At 51.6% G+C, this 15,587-nt stretch carries 16 protein-coding genes and 1 tRNA gene; all 17 read left to right on the top strand.

Annotated elements, in window-relative coordinates:
• The first annotated feature begins 18 nt into the window (after positions 1 to 18).
• Positions 19 to 198 (top strand): 50S ribosomal protein L32, encoded by a 180-nt coding sequence (rpmF, locus tag ABYP33_RS13135; RefSeq protein ID WP_373091481.1) that lies wholly within the window; start codon positions 19 to 21, stop codon positions 196 to 198.
• Positions 199 to 206: 8 nt separating this feature from the next.
• Entirely contained in the window at positions 207 to 1,214 is a 1,008-nt protein-coding gene (gene plsX / locus ABYP33_RS13140; RefSeq protein WP_373091483.1) for a phosphate acyltransferase PlsX, read from the top strand.
• Positions 1,215 to 1,239: 25 nt separating this feature from the next.
• Positions 1,240 to 2,184, top strand: coding sequence for an ACP S-malonyltransferase (gene fabD, locus ABYP33_RS13145; protein ID WP_373091484.1), 945 nt, complete (start codon positions 1,240 to 1,242; stop codon positions 2,182 to 2,184).
• A 25-nt stretch (positions 2,185 to 2,209) separates the two neighbouring features.
• Entirely contained in the window at positions 2,210 to 2,947 is a 738-nt protein-coding gene (gene fabG, locus ABYP33_RS13150) for a 3-oxoacyl-ACP reductase FabG (protein ID WP_373091485.1), read from the top strand.
• 205 nt (positions 2,948 to 3,152) lie between these two features.
• Positions 3,153 to 3,389, top strand: a complete 237-nt coding sequence (gene acpP, locus ABYP33_RS13155; RefSeq protein ID WP_008250062.1) for an acyl carrier protein — start codon at positions 3,153 to 3,155, stop codon at positions 3,387 to 3,389.
• Positions 3,390 to 3,523: 134 nt separating this feature from the next.
• Positions 3,524 to 4,768: a beta-ketoacyl-ACP synthase II gene (gene fabF / locus ABYP33_RS13160; protein WP_373091486.1), complete on the top strand. Its 1,245-nt coding sequence runs from the start codon at positions 3,524 to 3,526 to the stop codon at positions 4,766 to 4,768.
• 8 nt (positions 4,769 to 4,776) lie between these two features.
• Entirely contained in the window at positions 4,777 to 5,601 is an 825-nt protein-coding gene (gene pabC / locus ABYP33_RS13165; RefSeq protein ID WP_373091487.1) for an aminodeoxychorismate lyase, read from the top strand.
• Positions 5,594 to 6,649: an endolytic transglycosylase MltG gene (gene mltG / locus ABYP33_RS13170; RefSeq protein WP_373091489.1), complete on the top strand. Its 1,056-nt coding sequence runs from the start codon at positions 5,594 to 5,596 to the stop codon at positions 6,647 to 6,649. Before pabC ends, mltG begins: the two co-directional genes overlap by 8 nt.
• Positions 6,650 to 7,306: a dTMP kinase gene (gene tmk, locus ABYP33_RS13175; RefSeq protein ID WP_373091491.1), complete on the top strand. Its 657-nt coding sequence runs from the start codon at positions 6,650 to 6,652 to the stop codon at positions 7,304 to 7,306.
• A complete protein-coding gene (locus ABYP33_RS13180) occupies positions 7,299 to 8,288 on the top strand; it encodes a DNA polymerase III subunit delta' (RefSeq protein WP_373091493.1) in 990 nt (329 codons plus the stop codon). The genes tmk and ABYP33_RS13180 overlap by 8 nt, the downstream gene beginning before the upstream one ends.
• Positions 8,289 to 8,354: 66 nt before the next feature.
• A complete protein-coding gene (locus tag ABYP33_RS13185; RefSeq protein ID WP_008250068.1) occupies positions 8,355 to 8,705 on the top strand; it encodes a PilZ domain-containing protein in 351 nt (116 codons plus the stop codon).
• A 77-nt stretch (positions 8,706 to 8,782) separates the two neighbouring features.
• On the top strand, positions 8,783 to 9,559 hold the full coding sequence (locus ABYP33_RS13190) for a TatD family hydrolase (RefSeq protein ID WP_373091495.1): 777 nt from the start codon (positions 8,783 to 8,785) through the stop codon (positions 9,557 to 9,559).
• A gap of 96 nt (positions 9,560 to 9,655) precedes the next feature.
• Positions 9,656 to 10,774, top strand: a complete 1,119-nt coding sequence (gene gcvT, locus ABYP33_RS13195; protein WP_373091497.1) for a glycine cleavage system aminomethyltransferase GcvT — start codon at positions 9,656 to 9,658, stop codon at positions 10,772 to 10,774.
• 11 nt (positions 10,775 to 10,785) lie between these two features.
• On the top strand, positions 10,786 to 11,847 hold the full coding sequence (locus ABYP33_RS13200) for a beta-N-acetylglucosaminidase domain-containing protein (protein ID WP_373091499.1): 1,062 nt from the start codon (positions 10,786 to 10,788) through the stop codon (positions 11,845 to 11,847).
• Between the two features lie 119 nt (positions 11,848 to 11,966).
• Entirely contained in the window at positions 11,967 to 14,114 is a 2,148-nt protein-coding gene (fadB, locus tag ABYP33_RS13205; RefSeq protein ID WP_373091501.1) for a fatty acid oxidation complex subunit alpha FadB, read from the top strand.
• An 18-nt stretch (positions 14,115 to 14,132) separates the two neighbouring features.
• Positions 14,133 to 15,308 carry an acetyl-CoA C-acyltransferase FadA gene (fadA, locus tag ABYP33_RS13210; protein WP_373091503.1) on the top strand — a complete coding sequence of 392 codons (1,176 nt, stop codon included), beginning with the start codon at positions 14,133 to 14,135 and terminating at the stop codon, positions 15,306 to 15,308.
• Between the two features lie 186 nt (positions 15,309 to 15,494).
• Positions 15,495 to 15,579, top strand: a tRNA-Leu gene (locus ABYP33_RS13215).
• Positions 15,580 to 15,587: the final 8 nt, after the last annotated feature.

Genomic DNA, 15,587 nt, shown 5'->3' on the forward strand with positions numbered 1-15,587 from the left:
ATGAGGAATTTTTAGGCCATGGCTGTTCAAAAAAGTAAAGTGACACGTTCACGTCGGGGTCAGCGTCGTTCGCATGACGCATTGACTGGTCCAACTTTGTCTGTGGATCAGACCAGCGGTGAGAAGCATCTCCGTCACAATGTCACTGCGGATGGCTTTTTCCGTGGTCGTAAAGTTGTCGCTGGTAAAGACGACTAAGTATTTGCGTGGCATCGCTGCGACTCGCCGTTGATGCAATGAGCGGGGACCACGGTCTCCGCTCTTCTGTTCCTGCTGCTGTAAATGCGCTGAATCATAATTCAGCTCTTCATATCCTTTTGGTTGGCGATGAGCCTGCCATCGCGCTTGCGCTTGCCAGCGAAAAATTCGATTCGACTCGCTTATGTGTTCACCATGCTCCTGATGTGGTGGCCATGGATGATCAACCCAGCCGAACACTTCGTAGCAAAAAAAAATCCTCTATGTACATTGCCCTTGAGTTGCTTCGCGACGGTGTTGTTTCCGCTGTGGTCAGTGCCGGGAATACTGGCGCGCTCGTTGCTATGAGTTGTGTCGTGTTAACGCGGTTACCTGGTATCAAGCGCCCGGCCATTTGTGCGCCGGTTCCCGCTGTGAATGGCCATACTTTCTTGCTTGATCTCGGTGCCAACGCCGAATGCGATGCCCAGCAATTGCATCACTTTGCGCAAATGGGCTCGGCCTTGTGTCGAGTTCTTGATGGCAGTGAGTCGCCTCGCGTAGGGCTATTGAATATTGGCTCTGAGTTGACTAAGGGAACGGCGACCATACGGGATGCTGCTGAACTTATTAGTGCAGATTCTCGTTTGAATTATTGCGGCTTTATTGAGGGTGGCGACCTGTTTTCGGCGGACGTCGATGTGGTTGTTTGTGATGGTTTTGCCGGTAATGTGGCGTTAAAGGTCTGCGAAGGTACGGCAAGTTTTATAGCGAGCCAGCTGCGAGCGCGATTCCAAAAAAACTTATACGGTATGTTCGTGGGCCTTTTGGCTCGCCCTGTAATCGCGGCGTTCCAGCGCGACATTAATCCCGATCGCTATAATGGCGCGGTATTGCTTGGGCTGAACGGTATTGTCGTAAAAACCCACGGCAGTTCCGGTGCGCAAGGGTTTCAGTCGGCAATTCGTCAGGCCGCAAGGGCGGTTCGCAAGGATTTGCAGGCTCAAATCGAAAAGCACTTAGAAACAACATCTTAAAAATCACTGATTAAGGATACATGGAATGAATACCCAGCAACTTGCCTTGGTTTTCCCCGGTCAGGGCTCGCAAAAAGTCGGTATGCTAGCTGAGCTTGGCGCCGCTTTTCCCTCTGTTAAGACGACTTTTGCCGAGGCCTCCGCGGCCTTGGGCTACGATATGTGGGATTTGGTGCAAAATGGCAAGCAAGCCCAGCTTAATTTAACTGAAACTACTCAGCCGGTATTATTAACCGCCAGTGTTGCGGTATGGCGTTTGTGGTGTGAGCAGGGAGGCTTGCAGCCTTCGTTGATGGCCGGCCATAGCCTTGGTGAGTTTTCTGCCTTGGTTTGTGCTGGTGCAATTGATTTTGCTGATGCGGTGCGCTTGGTGCGCGCGCGTGGTCAGTATATGCAAACAGCGGTGCCCGTGGGCGAGGGCGCGATGGCGGCCGTGTTGGGCTTGGATGACGCGCAAATTATTGATATTTGTCAGCAAGCGTCAGCGGCGGGCGTGGTTGAGGCGGTAAATTTCAATTCGCCGGGTCAGGTTGTTATTGCCGGTAAGGTGGCTGGTGTCGACAAGGCGATTGAATTACTTAAGGCGGCAGGCGCTAAGCGCGCATTGCCCTTGCCGGTAAGCGCGCCTTTCCATACCTCTTTGATGCGACCTGCGGGCGAAAAATTGGCTGAAGCTTTAGCTGCAGTGAGTTTGCAATCACCAAGGGTTCCAGTGGTGCACAATGTGCACGGCAAAACTGAAGGCGATCCGTCGGCGATCAAGGCCTTGTTGGTGGAGCAGATTTACAGTGCGGTTAAATGGGTGTCTTGTGTTGAGACGATGGCCGCAGCCGGTATTACGACGACCATAGAAGCTGGCCCAGGTAAAGTGTTGAGCGGCTTGAACAAGCGTATAGAAAAATCGCTAAGTTGTTTGAATATTGAGTCACCCGAAACACTGGCGGCGGCACTGAAAGCTGCTGCCGAATAAATTGATTCTATTTAGGAGCGGGAAGATGACAGCGAAAGTAGCATTAGTCACTGGCGCGAGCCGTGGTATTGGGCAGGCAATCGCCATTGCGATTGGCAATATGGGCTATCAAGTTATTGGTACGGCGACAACAGGCGGTGGCGCCGACGCAATTACCGCGCATTTTAAAGCGAGCGGTATTAGCGGCGTCGGTATGATGATGAATGTGTCTAACACTGAGTCGGTTGACTCGACACTGAAGGCGATCACAGAACAGTTTGGCGCGCCAGCGGTGTTGGTGAATAACGCCGGTATCACTAAAGACAACATCATGCTGCGCATGAAGGACGATGAGTGGTATGACGTTATTGATACCAATCTCAATTCGCTTTATCGCTTGAGTAAAGCTTGTTTGCGCGGTATGACTAAGGCTCGCTGGGGTCGCATAATTAATATTAGCTCGGTGGTTGGCGCAATGGGCAATGCCGGGCAAACCAATTATGCTGCAGCCAAAGCGGGTATGGATGGCTTCACTCGCGCGCTGGCACGGGAAATTGGATCACGAGGCATCACCGTAAATGGGGTGGCACCAGGATTTATCGATACCGATATGACGAAAAAACTCGGCGACGATCAGCGTGAGGCCCTAAAAACTCAAATACCGCTGCAGCGCTTAGGCAGCCCGGAAGAGATTGCCGGGGTAGTGGCTTTCTTGGTAAGCGATGTTGCAGGTTATGTTACTGGTGAAACAATTCACGTTAACGGTGGTATGTATATGGCGTAAACATATGCTCAGGGAGGAAAAATCTAGCTTGAGCGTGAATTTTTCATATTTTTCTATGCACAAGCGGCATCAGTCGCGGTAGAATGAGCGCCGAAGTGCTGGCGATATGAAACACAATTTTCGGTGGTCATGCTTGTGGCCAAGTTAAGTGGCCACCGGGAAGCAGGCCCAAAATTTTAATATCAATTAGGAGTCACCAACGACCATGAGTAGCATTGAAGAACGCGTCAAGAAGATTGTTGCAGAGCAACTGGGTGTTAAAGAAGAAGATGTGTCAGAGTCTGCATCATTCGTAGAAGATCTCGGCGCAGATTCGCTGGACACGGTTGAACTGGTAATGGCTCTGGAAGAGGAATTTGAAACTGAGATTCCTGATGAAGAAGCTGAAAAAATTACCACTGTTAGGCTGGCCATTGATTACATCAAAGCCAATCTTCAGTAAGTAATATAACGGCCTAGCCGTTTAAAAAAGCCGTCTCTATGTAATGTAGAACGGCTTTTTTTATGTCTGAACGTGTGGCATCCATGTCTTAAAATAGAGCGTATACAACACGTGCCTAGAGTCGGGAGAGTATTATGGATAAGAGAAGAGTTGTCGTCACTGGGATGGGAATAATTAGCCCGCTTGGAAATTCAGTAACTGAAACTTGGCGCAATATTCTTGCGGGGAAAAGCGGTATCTCGGCAATTGATCGCTTCGGTGTTAGCGAGTTTGCGACCCGTATCGGGGGCGCCATAAAAAATTTCGACATTAATGACTATATGTCTGGCAAGGAAGCCAAGCGTTTTGACCCGTTTATTCACTACGGTGTGGCGGCAGCAGAGCAGGCGCTTGAAGATTCGGGTATTGAGGTAAATGACACGAATGCTCACCGTATAGGTACCGCGATAGGCTCTGGCATTGGTGGTATAGGTCTGATAGAAAACAGTAGGCAGTTATTAAATAATGGCGGCCCGCGCAAAATATCGCCGTTTACGGTACCCGGCGCCATTATTAATATGATCGCTGGCGTTGTTGCTATAAAGCACAATCTGCAGGGGCCGAGTATTGCGATCGCGACGGCGTGCACAACAGGTACCCACAATATCGGGATGGCGGCGCGGATGATCGCCTACGGAGATGCTGACGCAATGTTGGCTGGTGGTGCCGAAATGGCAACCACCCCGGTGGGTTTGGGTGCGTTTGCGGCGGCCCGAGCCATGTCTACCCGCAATGATGATCCCGCGCGCGCAAGTCGGCCATGGGATAAAAACCGTGACGGTTTTGTACTGGGCGATGGCGCTGGGATGTTGATGTTAGAAGAGTATGAGTTTGCTAAACGCCGCGGCGCGCATATTCATGCTGAGATCTTGGGTTTCGGCATGAGCTGCGATGCCTTTCACATGACCTCGCCGCCGGAAGACGGTCGCGGCGCGCGGGCGGCAATGCAAAGCGCTTTAGACGATGCGCGCTTAAATGCGGATCAAGTCGACTACATCAATGCCCACGGCACGTCTACGCCTGCTGGGGATGTCGCGGAAAGCCGCGCGATTGAAAGCCTATTGGGCCCGGCAGCCGAAAAAATTGCAGTGAGTTCAACCAAGTCTATGGTTGGGCATTTGCTGGGGGCATCAGGCGCGGTAGAGGCCATATTCTCGATTTTAGCGCTACGTGACCAGGTTGCGCCACCGACAATCAATCTCGATGACGTGGAGGAGGGCTGCAATTTAAATTACGTACCCCACACTGCGCAACCACGCAAGCTGCAGCGGGTGTTGTCCAATTCTTTTGGTTTTGGTGGGACTAATGGCAGCTTATTGTTTGGCCAACTCAGTAGTTGAGTAAACTAATGACGTCGGCAAGCATGGTGAATGGCCAGCTCGCCAATAGTATTAGCCTCGATAATCGAGGCCTAGCCTATGGCGACGGTCTGTTCGAAACGATACTGGTTCGCAAGGGTTCTGCGCTGTGGTTGGGCGAGCATCTACAGCGTTTAGCGCAAGACGCCCACCGTTTACACATACCGTGTGATACCGGTGTGCTCGCTGGGGATTGTTCGCGATTATTAGCGAATTTAGGCGCTAATGATGCGATTTTAAAAATAATATTGACTCGTGGCGCTGTAAGCCGGGGTTATAGCCCCCGAGCGGCGGCGTCGCATCGGATTGTTAGTCTCTCTCCCGTAGCGCCAGCGTCACAGGGGTATTGGCAGCAGGGCGTTGCGCTTGGCTTATGTCAAACTCGGCTGGCTCGTCAGCCACAGCTCGCCGGCATCAAACACCTTAACCGTCTAGAGCAGGTGCTGGCGGCGCGGGAGATGCAAGGCCGGGGATTTGATGAAGGCTTGGTACTTGATGAGACCGGAAAAATTATCGAAGCCACTCGGAGCAATGTGTTTTTGGCGGTAGGGGGTTGTTTAGTTTCCCCTCGCTTGAATGATTGCGGTGTCAACGGCATTATGCGCCAGCAGATCCTTGCTGCGGCTGAGCGAATAGGGCTGCGGGTGGTCATCGAGGCGGTGGAAATGTCGACACTGCGTAAGGCCGACGAGGTATTTATTTGCAATAGTGTTATCGGTATTTGGCCAGTAATAAAAATAGAATGTATGCATAAGGCCATAGGTCCGATGTGTCGACAGTTACAGCGGGAGTTTGAGTCACATTTCTATGCTTAAAGTATTTAAAGCCCTGTTGGCGCTAATATTCCCTCTTATACTTACGGTGCTGGCCTTGGCGTGGTATCTCAACTCATACCTTAATAAGCCTTTACCGCTGACAGAAAGCACCGAAGTTTTTGTGTTGCCGCCGGGTACTGCGTATTCCAGTATGGTGATGCTACTCGCAGAACGCGGCTGGATCAGTAAACCTTATATATTGAAAATATATGGTCGTCTGCACCCTCAGGCTGCGGATATAAAAGCGGGTGAGTATCGTTTTGAGGCAGGTATGACTGTCGCTGAAAGTTTGGCGATGATGCGCTTAGGTGACGTGGTTCGCCATCAGCTGACGCTGGTGGAGGGTTGGACCTTGGCTCAGTTGCTACGTTACTTGGAGACACAAGACTTACTTGAGAAACAAGAGCTAAGCCAAAACGCCGACCTGTGGGCGCAATTAAATATTACCGAACCCATGGCGCAAGAGCCCGAGGGTTTGTTTTTCCCCGATACTTATGACTACTACCGCGGTGACAAAGTAAGCCTAATTTTGACTCGGGCCTACCAGCGTATGCAAAGAGTGCTGGCGGACGAATGGGCGGCTCGCGCGGATAATCTACCCTACGCTAACCCCTACGAGGCCTTGATTATGGCCTCGATTATTGAAAAGGAAACGGGCGTTGCTCACGAGCGGGCAGAAATTGCCGGGGTTTTTGTGCGGCGCCTGCAGACAGGAATGCGCCTGCAAACCGACCCAACCGTGATTTACGGCTTAGGCGACAGCTACCAGGGTAATTTGCGAGGCTCGCATCTGCGGGACGACAGCAATACTTATAATACTTACCGGCAAAATGGCCTTCCTCCCAGTCCCATTGCATTAGCGGGGCGAGAAGCGATTTACGCTGCCTTGCACCCGGCGGATGGCGACGCGGTATTTTTTGTTGCTAAGGGGGACGGTACCCATTATTTTTCGGCTACCTTGAAAGAGCACGAAGCCGCAGTAAAACGCTATCAAGTGCAAAAGCGCCGTGCGGATTACCGCTCGGCGCCACCGCTTCCGGAGAAATAAATGAACACGCCAGCCAAAGGGCGATTTATCACTGTTGAAGGCACTGAGGGCGTAGGTAAATCGACTAATATCGCGTTTATTTGCCAGCTGCTCGATGCAGCGGGAATTCCTTATATTGTTAGTCGGGAGCCTGGCGGTACGCCTCTCGCCGAAGAAATTCGCAATACCTTAGTAGTGCCCCGCGAAGAGACCATGTGCGAACTGACAGAATTACTCTTGGTATTCGCAGCGCGCGCTCAGCACATTAATCAGGTAATTGTACCTGCGTTGGCACGTGGCGAATGGGTTTTGTGCGATCGTTTTACCGATGCCACCTTTGCTTATCAAGGTTGGGGGCGGGGCTTGTCTACCGATGTTATTGCCAGCTTAGAAACGATGGTGCAGGGCGTATTAAAGCCAGATTGCACCGTGCTGCTCGACGCCCCTGTCGATGTCGGTATGGCCAGGGCGAGCGAACGGGGGGCTCTCGACCGTTTTGAGCAAGAAAAACACGATTTCTTTGAAAAAGTGCGCGACGGCTATTTGGCGCGGGTTGTCGCCGAGCCGCAGCGGTTTAAACTAATTGATGCCAGCGCAGACCTGGCGAGCGTGCAGCGAGACATTGCCGCCGAACTGAAACAGCAATTAGCAGCTTATCAGGTGGCCGCTCATGTCTGAGCCGCAGCATGCCTACGCCTGGCAAATGGTCCAGTGGCAAGAAGTGCAAAAGCAGATTCACGCTGAGCGTTTGCCTCACGCCTTATTACTGAGTGGTCCGAGTGCGATTGGTAAATTGCGATTTGCTCAAGCCCTAGCAGCGTACTTGCTTTGCGAGTCACCGGGCGAATTGGCAGCTTGTGGACAATGTCGCAGCTGTCATTTTCAGCGTGATGCTTCTCATCCAGATTTTCGGGAGATTTCTCCCGAGGAGGGGAAGCGGCAAATTGGCGTCGACCAAGTGCGCAGCTTGCAACATTTTTCGGCCCAACACGCCCATCGTGATGGTGGCCGGAAACTGGTGCTAATACACCCCGCTGAGGCGATGAATGTAAATACCGCCAACGCATTGCTTAAAACCCTTGAAGAACCTGCCAGTGGCACGCTACTCATATTAGTCAGCCACAGCAGCAGCCAACTGCTAGCGACGATACGTTCGCGCTGTTTGCAATTAAGCTTTGGTATTCCGAGCCCCGAGCTGGCTGAGCCATGGTTGCGAGACTATGTCGGCGATCAAGCCATGGCGCAACGCTTATTAGCGGAAGCGGGTGGGCGGCCTTTGGCGGCGCGTCAGGTCTTTGATAAAGATGGTTTGGCAAGTCGCGAGCGTTTTGACAGGGGCTTGATGGCGCTAGTAGGCGGGCAGCGCAGCCCTTTGCAATTTGCAGAGGAGATGCTAGACGCAGATATATTGCAGGTGCTCGATTGGTGGGTGGCGCGCTTACTGTCGCTGTCTCGTTACCAATTGGCAGGCCAGGCTTTAACTGCAGTGAGTTGGCAGCGCTTTAAATCGCTGCCAGCAAAGCGTGTTATCGGCAGTTTAGAGCGCGCCCTGAAACTGCGGAGTAGTTTTAGCCGTGGCGTCGCGTTGAATAAGCGCTTGATATTGGAAAGCGTGTTCCTCGAGTGGGCGCAATTGTGCCAAAATCGTGCGGTTGCGTAAACATATTGCTATGATGCCATTATCAACACGTTATAACGCTTCTATTCCGCAGGGTGGTTTACATTTATGAGTGGTGCGCAGGGTGCACGCAATGGCATTTTGTCACTGACTATTCGTGACAAGGCCGTATTGTATGCGGCGTATATGCCGTTTATTCGCGATGGTGGCCTTTTTGTGCCGACAACCAAGCCCTACAAAGTTGGCGACGAAGTGTTTATGTTGTTGACGCTAATGGATGAGCCTGAAAAATTGCCTATTGCCGGCAAAGTTGTGTGGATTACGCCACGCGGTGCACAGAGCAATCGCGCGGCTGGTGTCGGTGTTCAATTTGTTGGCGGGGACGGCATTGCTAACAAAAAAATTGAATCCTATCTCGCCGGTATCATTGAATCAGACAAGCCCACTCACACGATGTAAATCGGTGTGTCGCGTAGATTTTATTTGCGTGTCGGATCTACGTTATATCTCAAACCAGAATGCCAAACGAGAAATTCATGCTTGTAGATAGTCATTGTCATCTTGATCGTATTGACCTCAGTCCCTACGATGGCAGCCTCGATGCTGCGGTTAAAGCCGCCACTGAGCGGGGGGTTGACCGTATGTTGTGCATCGGTATCGATCTTAATAACGCGCCAGCGGTGGTGGCGATTGCTGAAAAATTTCCAAATATTTACGCCTCGGTAGGTATTCATCCTCTGGATATCGCTGACGAAATTTGCTCTAAGCAGACGCTGTTGGCGCTGGCAGATCATCCCAAAGTTGTTGCCATTGGTGAGACGGGATTGGATTATTACTACAGCAGTGAGCGCAAAGAAGAGCAGCAACAAAGCTTTACCCAACACCTACAGGTGTCGGCCAGTTGCGGAAAACCCACAATAGTGCACACCCGCGATGCGCGTGCCGATACGTTAAAGCTGATTGCTGAACATGGCTCGGCTGAGGTGGGTGGCGTCCTGCACTGTTTCACGGAGTCGTGGGAAATGGCTGAAGCCGCACTCGACATGGGTTACTACATTTCTTTTTCAGGCATCATAACCTTTAAGAATGCGCAGGAATTGCGTGAGGTTGTACGCCGGGTGCCCCTGTCGCGCTTACTTGTTGAAACCGATTCACCATATCTTGCGCCGGTGCCTTACCGGGGTAAAAAAAATGAACCGAAATACGTTGTTGAAGTAGCCGAGTGTGTTGCCGAATTGAAAGGCTTGTCTTTTGCTGACGTTGCCCAGCAAACCACCGCAAATTTTGAACAGCTGTTTTCCTTGGCGCGCTGATAGTCCCGCCCCCGACGTTGATAAGTGAATTTAGCGAATTTGTGTTCTGTTGGCCATTGCCTAGCCTATCAGTCGCAAATCCTTTCGGAGATGTAAATGACCGTTGAAGTATTAAAAACCACTGCCCTAAATGCATTACACCGCGAGCTTGGCGCAAAAATGGTGCCGTTTGCAGGTTACGATATGCCGGTGCAGTACCCAATGGGTGTAATGAAAGAGCATTTGCAAGTGCGTAATGCGGCGGGTTTATTTGATGTGTCGCATATGGGGCAGATTCGCTTGCGCGGAGAAAATATTGCGCAAGCGCTGGAAGCCTTGATGCCGCAAGATGTGTTGGGTTTGCCACTTGATCGCCAGCGCTATGGCTTGTTAACAAATGAGCAGGGCGGCATTCGCGATGATCTTATGTTCGCCAACTGCGGCGACAGTTTTATGTTAGTGGTGAATGCCGCCTGTAAAGACCAAGATTATGTGTGGCTGCGGCAGAATTTACCGGAATCCATCAGCATGGAAATGCTGGTGGATCAGGGCTTGCTGGCATTGCAGGGGCCAGCGGCGCGGCAGGTGATGGCAGGTTTGGCGCCAGCGGCTGCCAATATGGTGTTTATGGATACGCTGTCCTGTCAAGTTGCTGGCATTGATTGCTGGCTGAGTTGCTCCGGTTACACCGGCGAAGATGGTTTTGAGATATCCGTTGCTGCCGCTGACGCAGAAAAGTTAGCGCGCCTTTTATTGGCCGAAGACGAAGTGGAGTTTATTGGCCTCGGTGCCAGAGACTCGCTGCGTCTAGAAGCGGGCCTATGCCTTTATGGTCATGACATGGATGAGAGTATTTCGCCCGTTTCCGCCAATCTGCTGTGGGCGATCTCCAAGGTGCGGCGTCCCGGTGAGGCGCGGGCCGGAAATTATCCCGGCGCAGCTGTTATCGCCAAACAATTAGCTGAAGGCACCGCAGAAAAGCGGGTCTTGCTCGACGTTGAAGGGCGAGCGCCAGTGCGCGAGGGTGTTGAGATCGTCAATGCTGAGGGCAGTGTGCTTGGGCGAGTCAGTAGCGGCGGTTTCGGTCCGAGTATCGGGCGCCCTATAGTGATGGCCTACGTCGCAACAAAAGCACTCAGTCAGGGTGAGGCGCTCTACGCCAGTGTTCGAGGTAAATTATTGCCACTAACGCTACGTAAAAGCCCTTTTGTTGAGCAGCGTTATTATCGCGGTTAAAGGATATTAATATGGCATTTGCGCCCGGACTTATTGAAGGCTTCTACGGTCGCCAATGGACGTGGGCGCAGCGTTTTTCACTGCCGGGACTGCTGCGTCAATGGGGTTATGGTAGCTACATTTACGCGCCGAAGGCCGATGTTAGTCTACGCAGTGAATGGCCACAGGATTTTAGCGCACGTCATCGTGATAATTTATTAATGCTGGGCGAACACTGCCGTCGCTCGGGAATTTCGTGGGGGCTTGGCCTTTCGCCTGCGGGCCTTCAAGCCAGTTACACGCCGACAGACAAAATCAAACTAGCGCGTAAAATTGCTGCAATCGCTGAGCTAAAGCCCGATATTTTGTGGGTGTTATTTGACGATTTACCCGCCGGAAATCCGCAACTTGCTGAAAACCAGCTGGCGGTGGTCAATGATATTCGCGCCCAGCTTCCCCAGGTAAAGCTCGCGGTTTGTCCGAGCTACTATAGTTTTGATCCAATTCTTGAGGCGTTGTTTGGTCGCTGCCCCGATAATTACTTTGCGGATTTGGATGCTGGCTTAGCTCCCGATATCGATTTGCTGTGGACTGGGAATCGCGTTATTAGCGAGGCGTATTCCGAAGAGGATATGGCACGAGCCACAGCATTGCTCGGGCGAAAACCCCTGCTTTGGGACAACTACCCAGTTAATGACGGGCGTAAAACCAGTCGTTTTCTGCATTTGGCTCCCTTTACTGGGCGACCTTGGCAGTTGTCGGCATGGTGCGCCGGTCATATGGTTAATCCAATGAATCAATTTCATTTGTCGGGCCTAGTCTTGCCGACGCTGGCAGCCGTCTATACTGGCAGGGCAGGTTATGATTCTGAGCAACTGTTAGATTCCGTGCTTAGCCCGTTACCCGCAGTATTGGCGTCATTGCTGAAACGAGATATGACGATATTTCAGCGGCAGGGCCTAGATGGCCTCAGCGAAAATGCAAAACAGCGCTATATTGCAGAGTACGCAGCTGTGCGGCACCCTGTAGCTGAGGAAATTTGTGATTGGTTAGGTGAGGGCTATCGATTTGATCCGGCGTGTTTAACCGATTAAATAGCGGCTTAGCTTGCCAAGGTTTTGGTAATAAGGTAGTTTTAGCGCGCGATGTTTACATGGAAAACATGGGGCGTACGGTAAATACCGTCGCCACAAACTCAATTTGAGGAACAACGATGATTTATCAAGGCAAGGCGTTAACTGCAAAATACCTAGAAAATGGGATTGCGGAGCTCTGTTTCGACCTTGAGGGCGATTCAGTAAATAAATTTAACCGTGTAACGCTGCAGGAGTTGGGTGAAGCCACCACAGCCCTTGCCGGGGAAGCGGGCCTCCAAGGGGTATTGGTTACCAGCGGAAAGTCGGTATTTATTGTTGGTGCAGATATTACTGAATTTACCGAGCTGTTTAAGCTGCCAGACGCCGAGTTACGCGGTTGGGCTCAGCAGGCCAATGATGTCTTCAACGCGTTTGAAGATTTGCCAGTACCAACGGTTGTCGCGATTAACGGCGTTGCCTTAGGTGGCGGTTTTGAAATGTGCTTGGCCTGTGATTACCGGATTATGTCAACGACAGCTATTGTAGGCTTGCCAGAAGTAAAATTGGGGATCAATCCTGGCTTTGGTGGCACAGTGCGTTTGCCGCGTGTCATCGGCTGCGATAATGCGATGTTGTGGGTAGCGACTGGCAACCAACAAAAGCCAGATGCGGCTTTAAAGGATGGCGGTGTTGATGCCGTTGTTGCGCCTGAGTTATTAAAAGAAGCTTCTCTAGACTTACTGAAAAATACTATTGCCGGTGAGTTTGACTATAAAGCGCGTCGCGTCGAGAAAACCACGCCTGTTAAGTTAAATGACATTGAGAGAATGATGTCATTTACTACGGGTAAGGCGATGGTTGCTCAGCAAGCTGGCCGCCATATGCCTGCGCCCCTGACTGCCGCTAAGTCAATGGAGCGTAATGTCGGCCTTAATCGCGCAGAAGCGATTGAAGTTGAGATAGACCACTTCATTAAGCTGGTGCGCACGCCACAGTCTGCAGCACTGGTTGGTTTGTTTTTGAGCGAGCAAGCAGTGAGCAAAGCCGCGCGTGGTTTTGCCAAAACCGGTGGTGAAGTTAAGCAGGCCGCCGTGTTGGGCGCAGGTATTATGGGCGGCGGTATCGCCTATCAATCCGCTTATAAAGGCACGCCGATCCTGATGAAGGATATTGCCGAGGCGGGAATTGAGCTGGGCATGAAAGAGGCGGGTAAATTACTGGCCAAGCGGGTGTCTCGCGGCCGCATGACCGCTGACAAAATGTCTGCGGTATTGAACAGCATTCGCCCATCATTGAACTATGACGGTTTCGACAAGGCAGACGTTATCGTCGAGGCCGTTGTTGAAAATCCAAAAGTGAAACGCGCAGTACTTGCCGAGACCGAGAAGCATATCCGTAAGGATGCGGTTTTAGCGTCAAATACATCTACAATTTCTATTACATATCTCGCCGAAGCTCTTGAAAGGCCAGAGAATTTCTGTGGTATGCACTTCTTTAATCCAGTGCATGCAATGCCTTTGGTTGAGGTTATTCGCGGCGAAAAAACCAGTGAGTCGACTGTTGCTAGGGTTGTTAAGTACGCACTGCAAATCGGTAAAACCCCAATTGTCGTTAACGATTGCCCGGGCTTCTATGTAAACCGCGTACTGTTCCCTTATTTTGCTGGCTTCGACATGCTGATTCGCGATGGCGCGGATTTCCGCAAAGTCGACAAGGTGATGGAAGGCTTTGGTATGCCAATGGGGCCAGCTTATTTGATGGACGTTGTAGGTATTGATACCGGCTGCCACGCCGCTGAAGTCATGGCTGATGGCTTCCCAGATCGGATGCGTCACGACTTTACCGGTATTTCGCAGATGATGTTTGAGGCCAAGCGTTACGGTCAGAAAAACGGCATCGGCTTCTATCGTTACGAAGAAGACAAGAAGGGTAAGCCCAAGAAGTGTGAGGACGACACGGCCCTGGAGATAGCTGCTAAAGCCAAGCAAGCCAGTGTGGAGTTGAGCGATGACGACATTCAAGCGCGGATGATGATACCGATGTGTATCGAAACAGTGCGCTGCATTGATGAAGGTATCTTGCGTGACCCAGCTGACGCCGATATGGGCTTGGTGATGGGTATTGGTTTTCCGGTATTCCGCGGCGGCGCGCTGCGCTATATCGATCAGATGGGTGCTAAAGCATTCTGTGAAATGGCTGACCGCTATGCAGATCTCGGACCTTTGTACCAGCCCACTGCCAGCCTGCGGGCAATGGCGGCGAATGGCGAAACTTTCTTTAAATAATCGGGCGGAGATACAGTAATGACTTTTAAAGCAAATGATGTGGTAATTGTCGATTGCGCCCGTACCCCAATGGCGCGCTCTAAAAACGGCGTGTTTCGGAATGTACGTGCTGAAAATTTATCGGCGGCCTTGATTGATGCGCTTTTGGCGCGTAATCCCGGAGTGGATCCGGCGAGTTTTGAAGATGTGATCTGGGGTTGTGTGAACCAGACGAATGAACAGGGCTGGAATATTGCGCGGATGATCTCCGTGCTTACCAAGCTTCCTCATGAAGTAGCGGGGCAGACTGTGAGCCGTTTATGCGGTTCCTCAATGTCTGCACTGCACACCGCTGCGGGTGCAATTATGAGTGGCTGCGGTGACACCTTTATGGTCGGTGGTGTTGAGCATATGGGTCATTTGGCGATGAACCACGGTGTTGATCCAAACCCGCAGGCGAGCAAATACGTGGCGCGCGCTGCAGGCATGATGGGCATGACTGCTGAGGCGCTCGGCATGATGCACGGCATTAGCCGCGAGCAGCAAGACGCATTCGGTTTGCGCTCTCATATGCGCGCAGCAGAGGCGCAGGCGAAGGGGCTCTTCGATAATGAGATTTTTGCGATGGAAGGCCACGCTGAAGACGGTCGCAAAATATTGGTGAAAGCCGATACCACGGTTCGCCCAGAAACCACCCTTGAAAGTTTGGCGCAGTTGCGTCCAGCCTTTGACCCTCGCAACGGCACTGTAACGGCAGGCACTAGCTCGCAGATCGCCGATGGCGCCTCTGCAATGATCGTGATGTCTGGTCAGCGGGCAATGGATCTTGGTTTAACGCCACGGGCTAAAGTCACGGCAATGGCCGTTGCTGGTGTTGATCCGTCAATCATGGGTTATGGCCCAGTACCATCAACCCATAAAGCGCTTAAGCGCGTTGGGATGAGCATGGACGATATCCAGACGGTAGAGCTTAACGAGGCGTTTGCCGCGCAATCTCTGCCTGTGCTTAAAGATCTGGGCTTGCTGGATAAAATGGACGACAAGGTTAACCTGAATGGCGGTGCGATTGCCCTAGGTCACCCCTTTGGCTGTTCAGGTACCCGTATTGTCACTACCTTGTTGAATGTGATGGAGCAGCGCGACACGTCAGTAGGTTTGGCGACCATGTGTATTGGTATGGGGCAGGGCATCAGTACGATTATCGAGCGCGTCTAAGTGCTCCTTTGACGTATTCTTAGTAGTGAAATTGTCATTATTTTAGAATACGTCTGAAATTGTGTCGCCGCTTCGCTTGATCGCGGTCATGGGCTGTGGCACAATCTCGTTCCTCGCGGGACTGAGCTCCTGCGAATATGTTTGTAAACCGAGATAATTCAATACCTTAAGTCGGTTTACGGGTGTGCGGATGTGGTGAAATTGGTATACACGCCAGATTTAGGTTCTGGTGCCGCAAGGCGTGAGAGTTCGAGTCTCTCCATCCGCACCATTTCAAAG

The sequence above is a fragment of the Zhongshania sp. genome (genome assembly GCF_041584495.1).
Lineage (GTDB): Bacteria > Pseudomonadota > Gammaproteobacteria > Pseudomonadales > Spongiibacteraceae > Spongiibacter.

Coding starts and splice junctions, on each gene's coding strand:
- rpmF (WP_373091481.1), top strand. CDS start 19: ATGGCTGTTCAAAAAAGTAAAGTGACACGTTCACGTCGGGGTCAGCGT.
- fabD (WP_373091484.1), top strand. CDS start 1,240: ATGAATACCCAGCAACTTGCCTTGGTTTTCCCCGGTCAGGGCTCGCAA.
- fabG (WP_373091485.1), top strand. CDS start 2,210: ATGACAGCGAAAGTAGCATTAGTCACTGGCGCGAGCCGTGGTATTGGG.
- acpP (WP_008250062.1), top strand. CDS start 3,153: ATGAGTAGCATTGAAGAACGCGTCAAGAAGATTGTTGCAGAGCAACTG.
- fabF (WP_373091486.1), top strand. CDS start 3,524: ATGGATAAGAGAAGAGTTGTCGTCACTGGGATGGGAATAATTAGCCCG.
- pabC (WP_373091487.1), top strand. CDS start 4,777: ATGACGTCGGCAAGCATGGTGAATGGCCAGCTCGCCAATAGTATTAGC.
- mltG (WP_373091489.1), top strand. CDS start 5,594: ATGCTTAAAGTATTTAAAGCCCTGTTGGCGCTAATATTCCCTCTTATA.
- tmk (WP_373091491.1), top strand. CDS start 6,650: ATGAACACGCCAGCCAAAGGGCGATTTATCACTGTTGAAGGCACTGAG.
- ABYP33_RS13180 (WP_373091493.1), top strand. CDS start 7,299: ATGTCTGAGCCGCAGCATGCCTACGCCTGGCAAATGGTCCAGTGGCAA.
- ABYP33_RS13185 (WP_008250068.1), top strand. CDS start 8,355: ATGAGTGGTGCGCAGGGTGCACGCAATGGCATTTTGTCACTGACTATT.
- ABYP33_RS13190 (WP_373091495.1), top strand. CDS start 8,783: ATGCTTGTAGATAGTCATTGTCATCTTGATCGTATTGACCTCAGTCCC.
- gcvT (WP_373091497.1), top strand. CDS start 9,656: ATGACCGTTGAAGTATTAAAAACCACTGCCCTAAATGCATTACACCGC.
- ABYP33_RS13200 (WP_373091499.1), top strand. CDS start 10,786: ATGGCATTTGCGCCCGGACTTATTGAAGGCTTCTACGGTCGCCAATGG.
- fadB (WP_373091501.1), top strand. CDS start 11,967: ATGATTTATCAAGGCAAGGCGTTAACTGCAAAATACCTAGAAAATGGG.
- fadA (WP_373091503.1), top strand. CDS start 14,133: ATGACTTTTAAAGCAAATGATGTGGTAATTGTCGATTGCGCCCGTACC.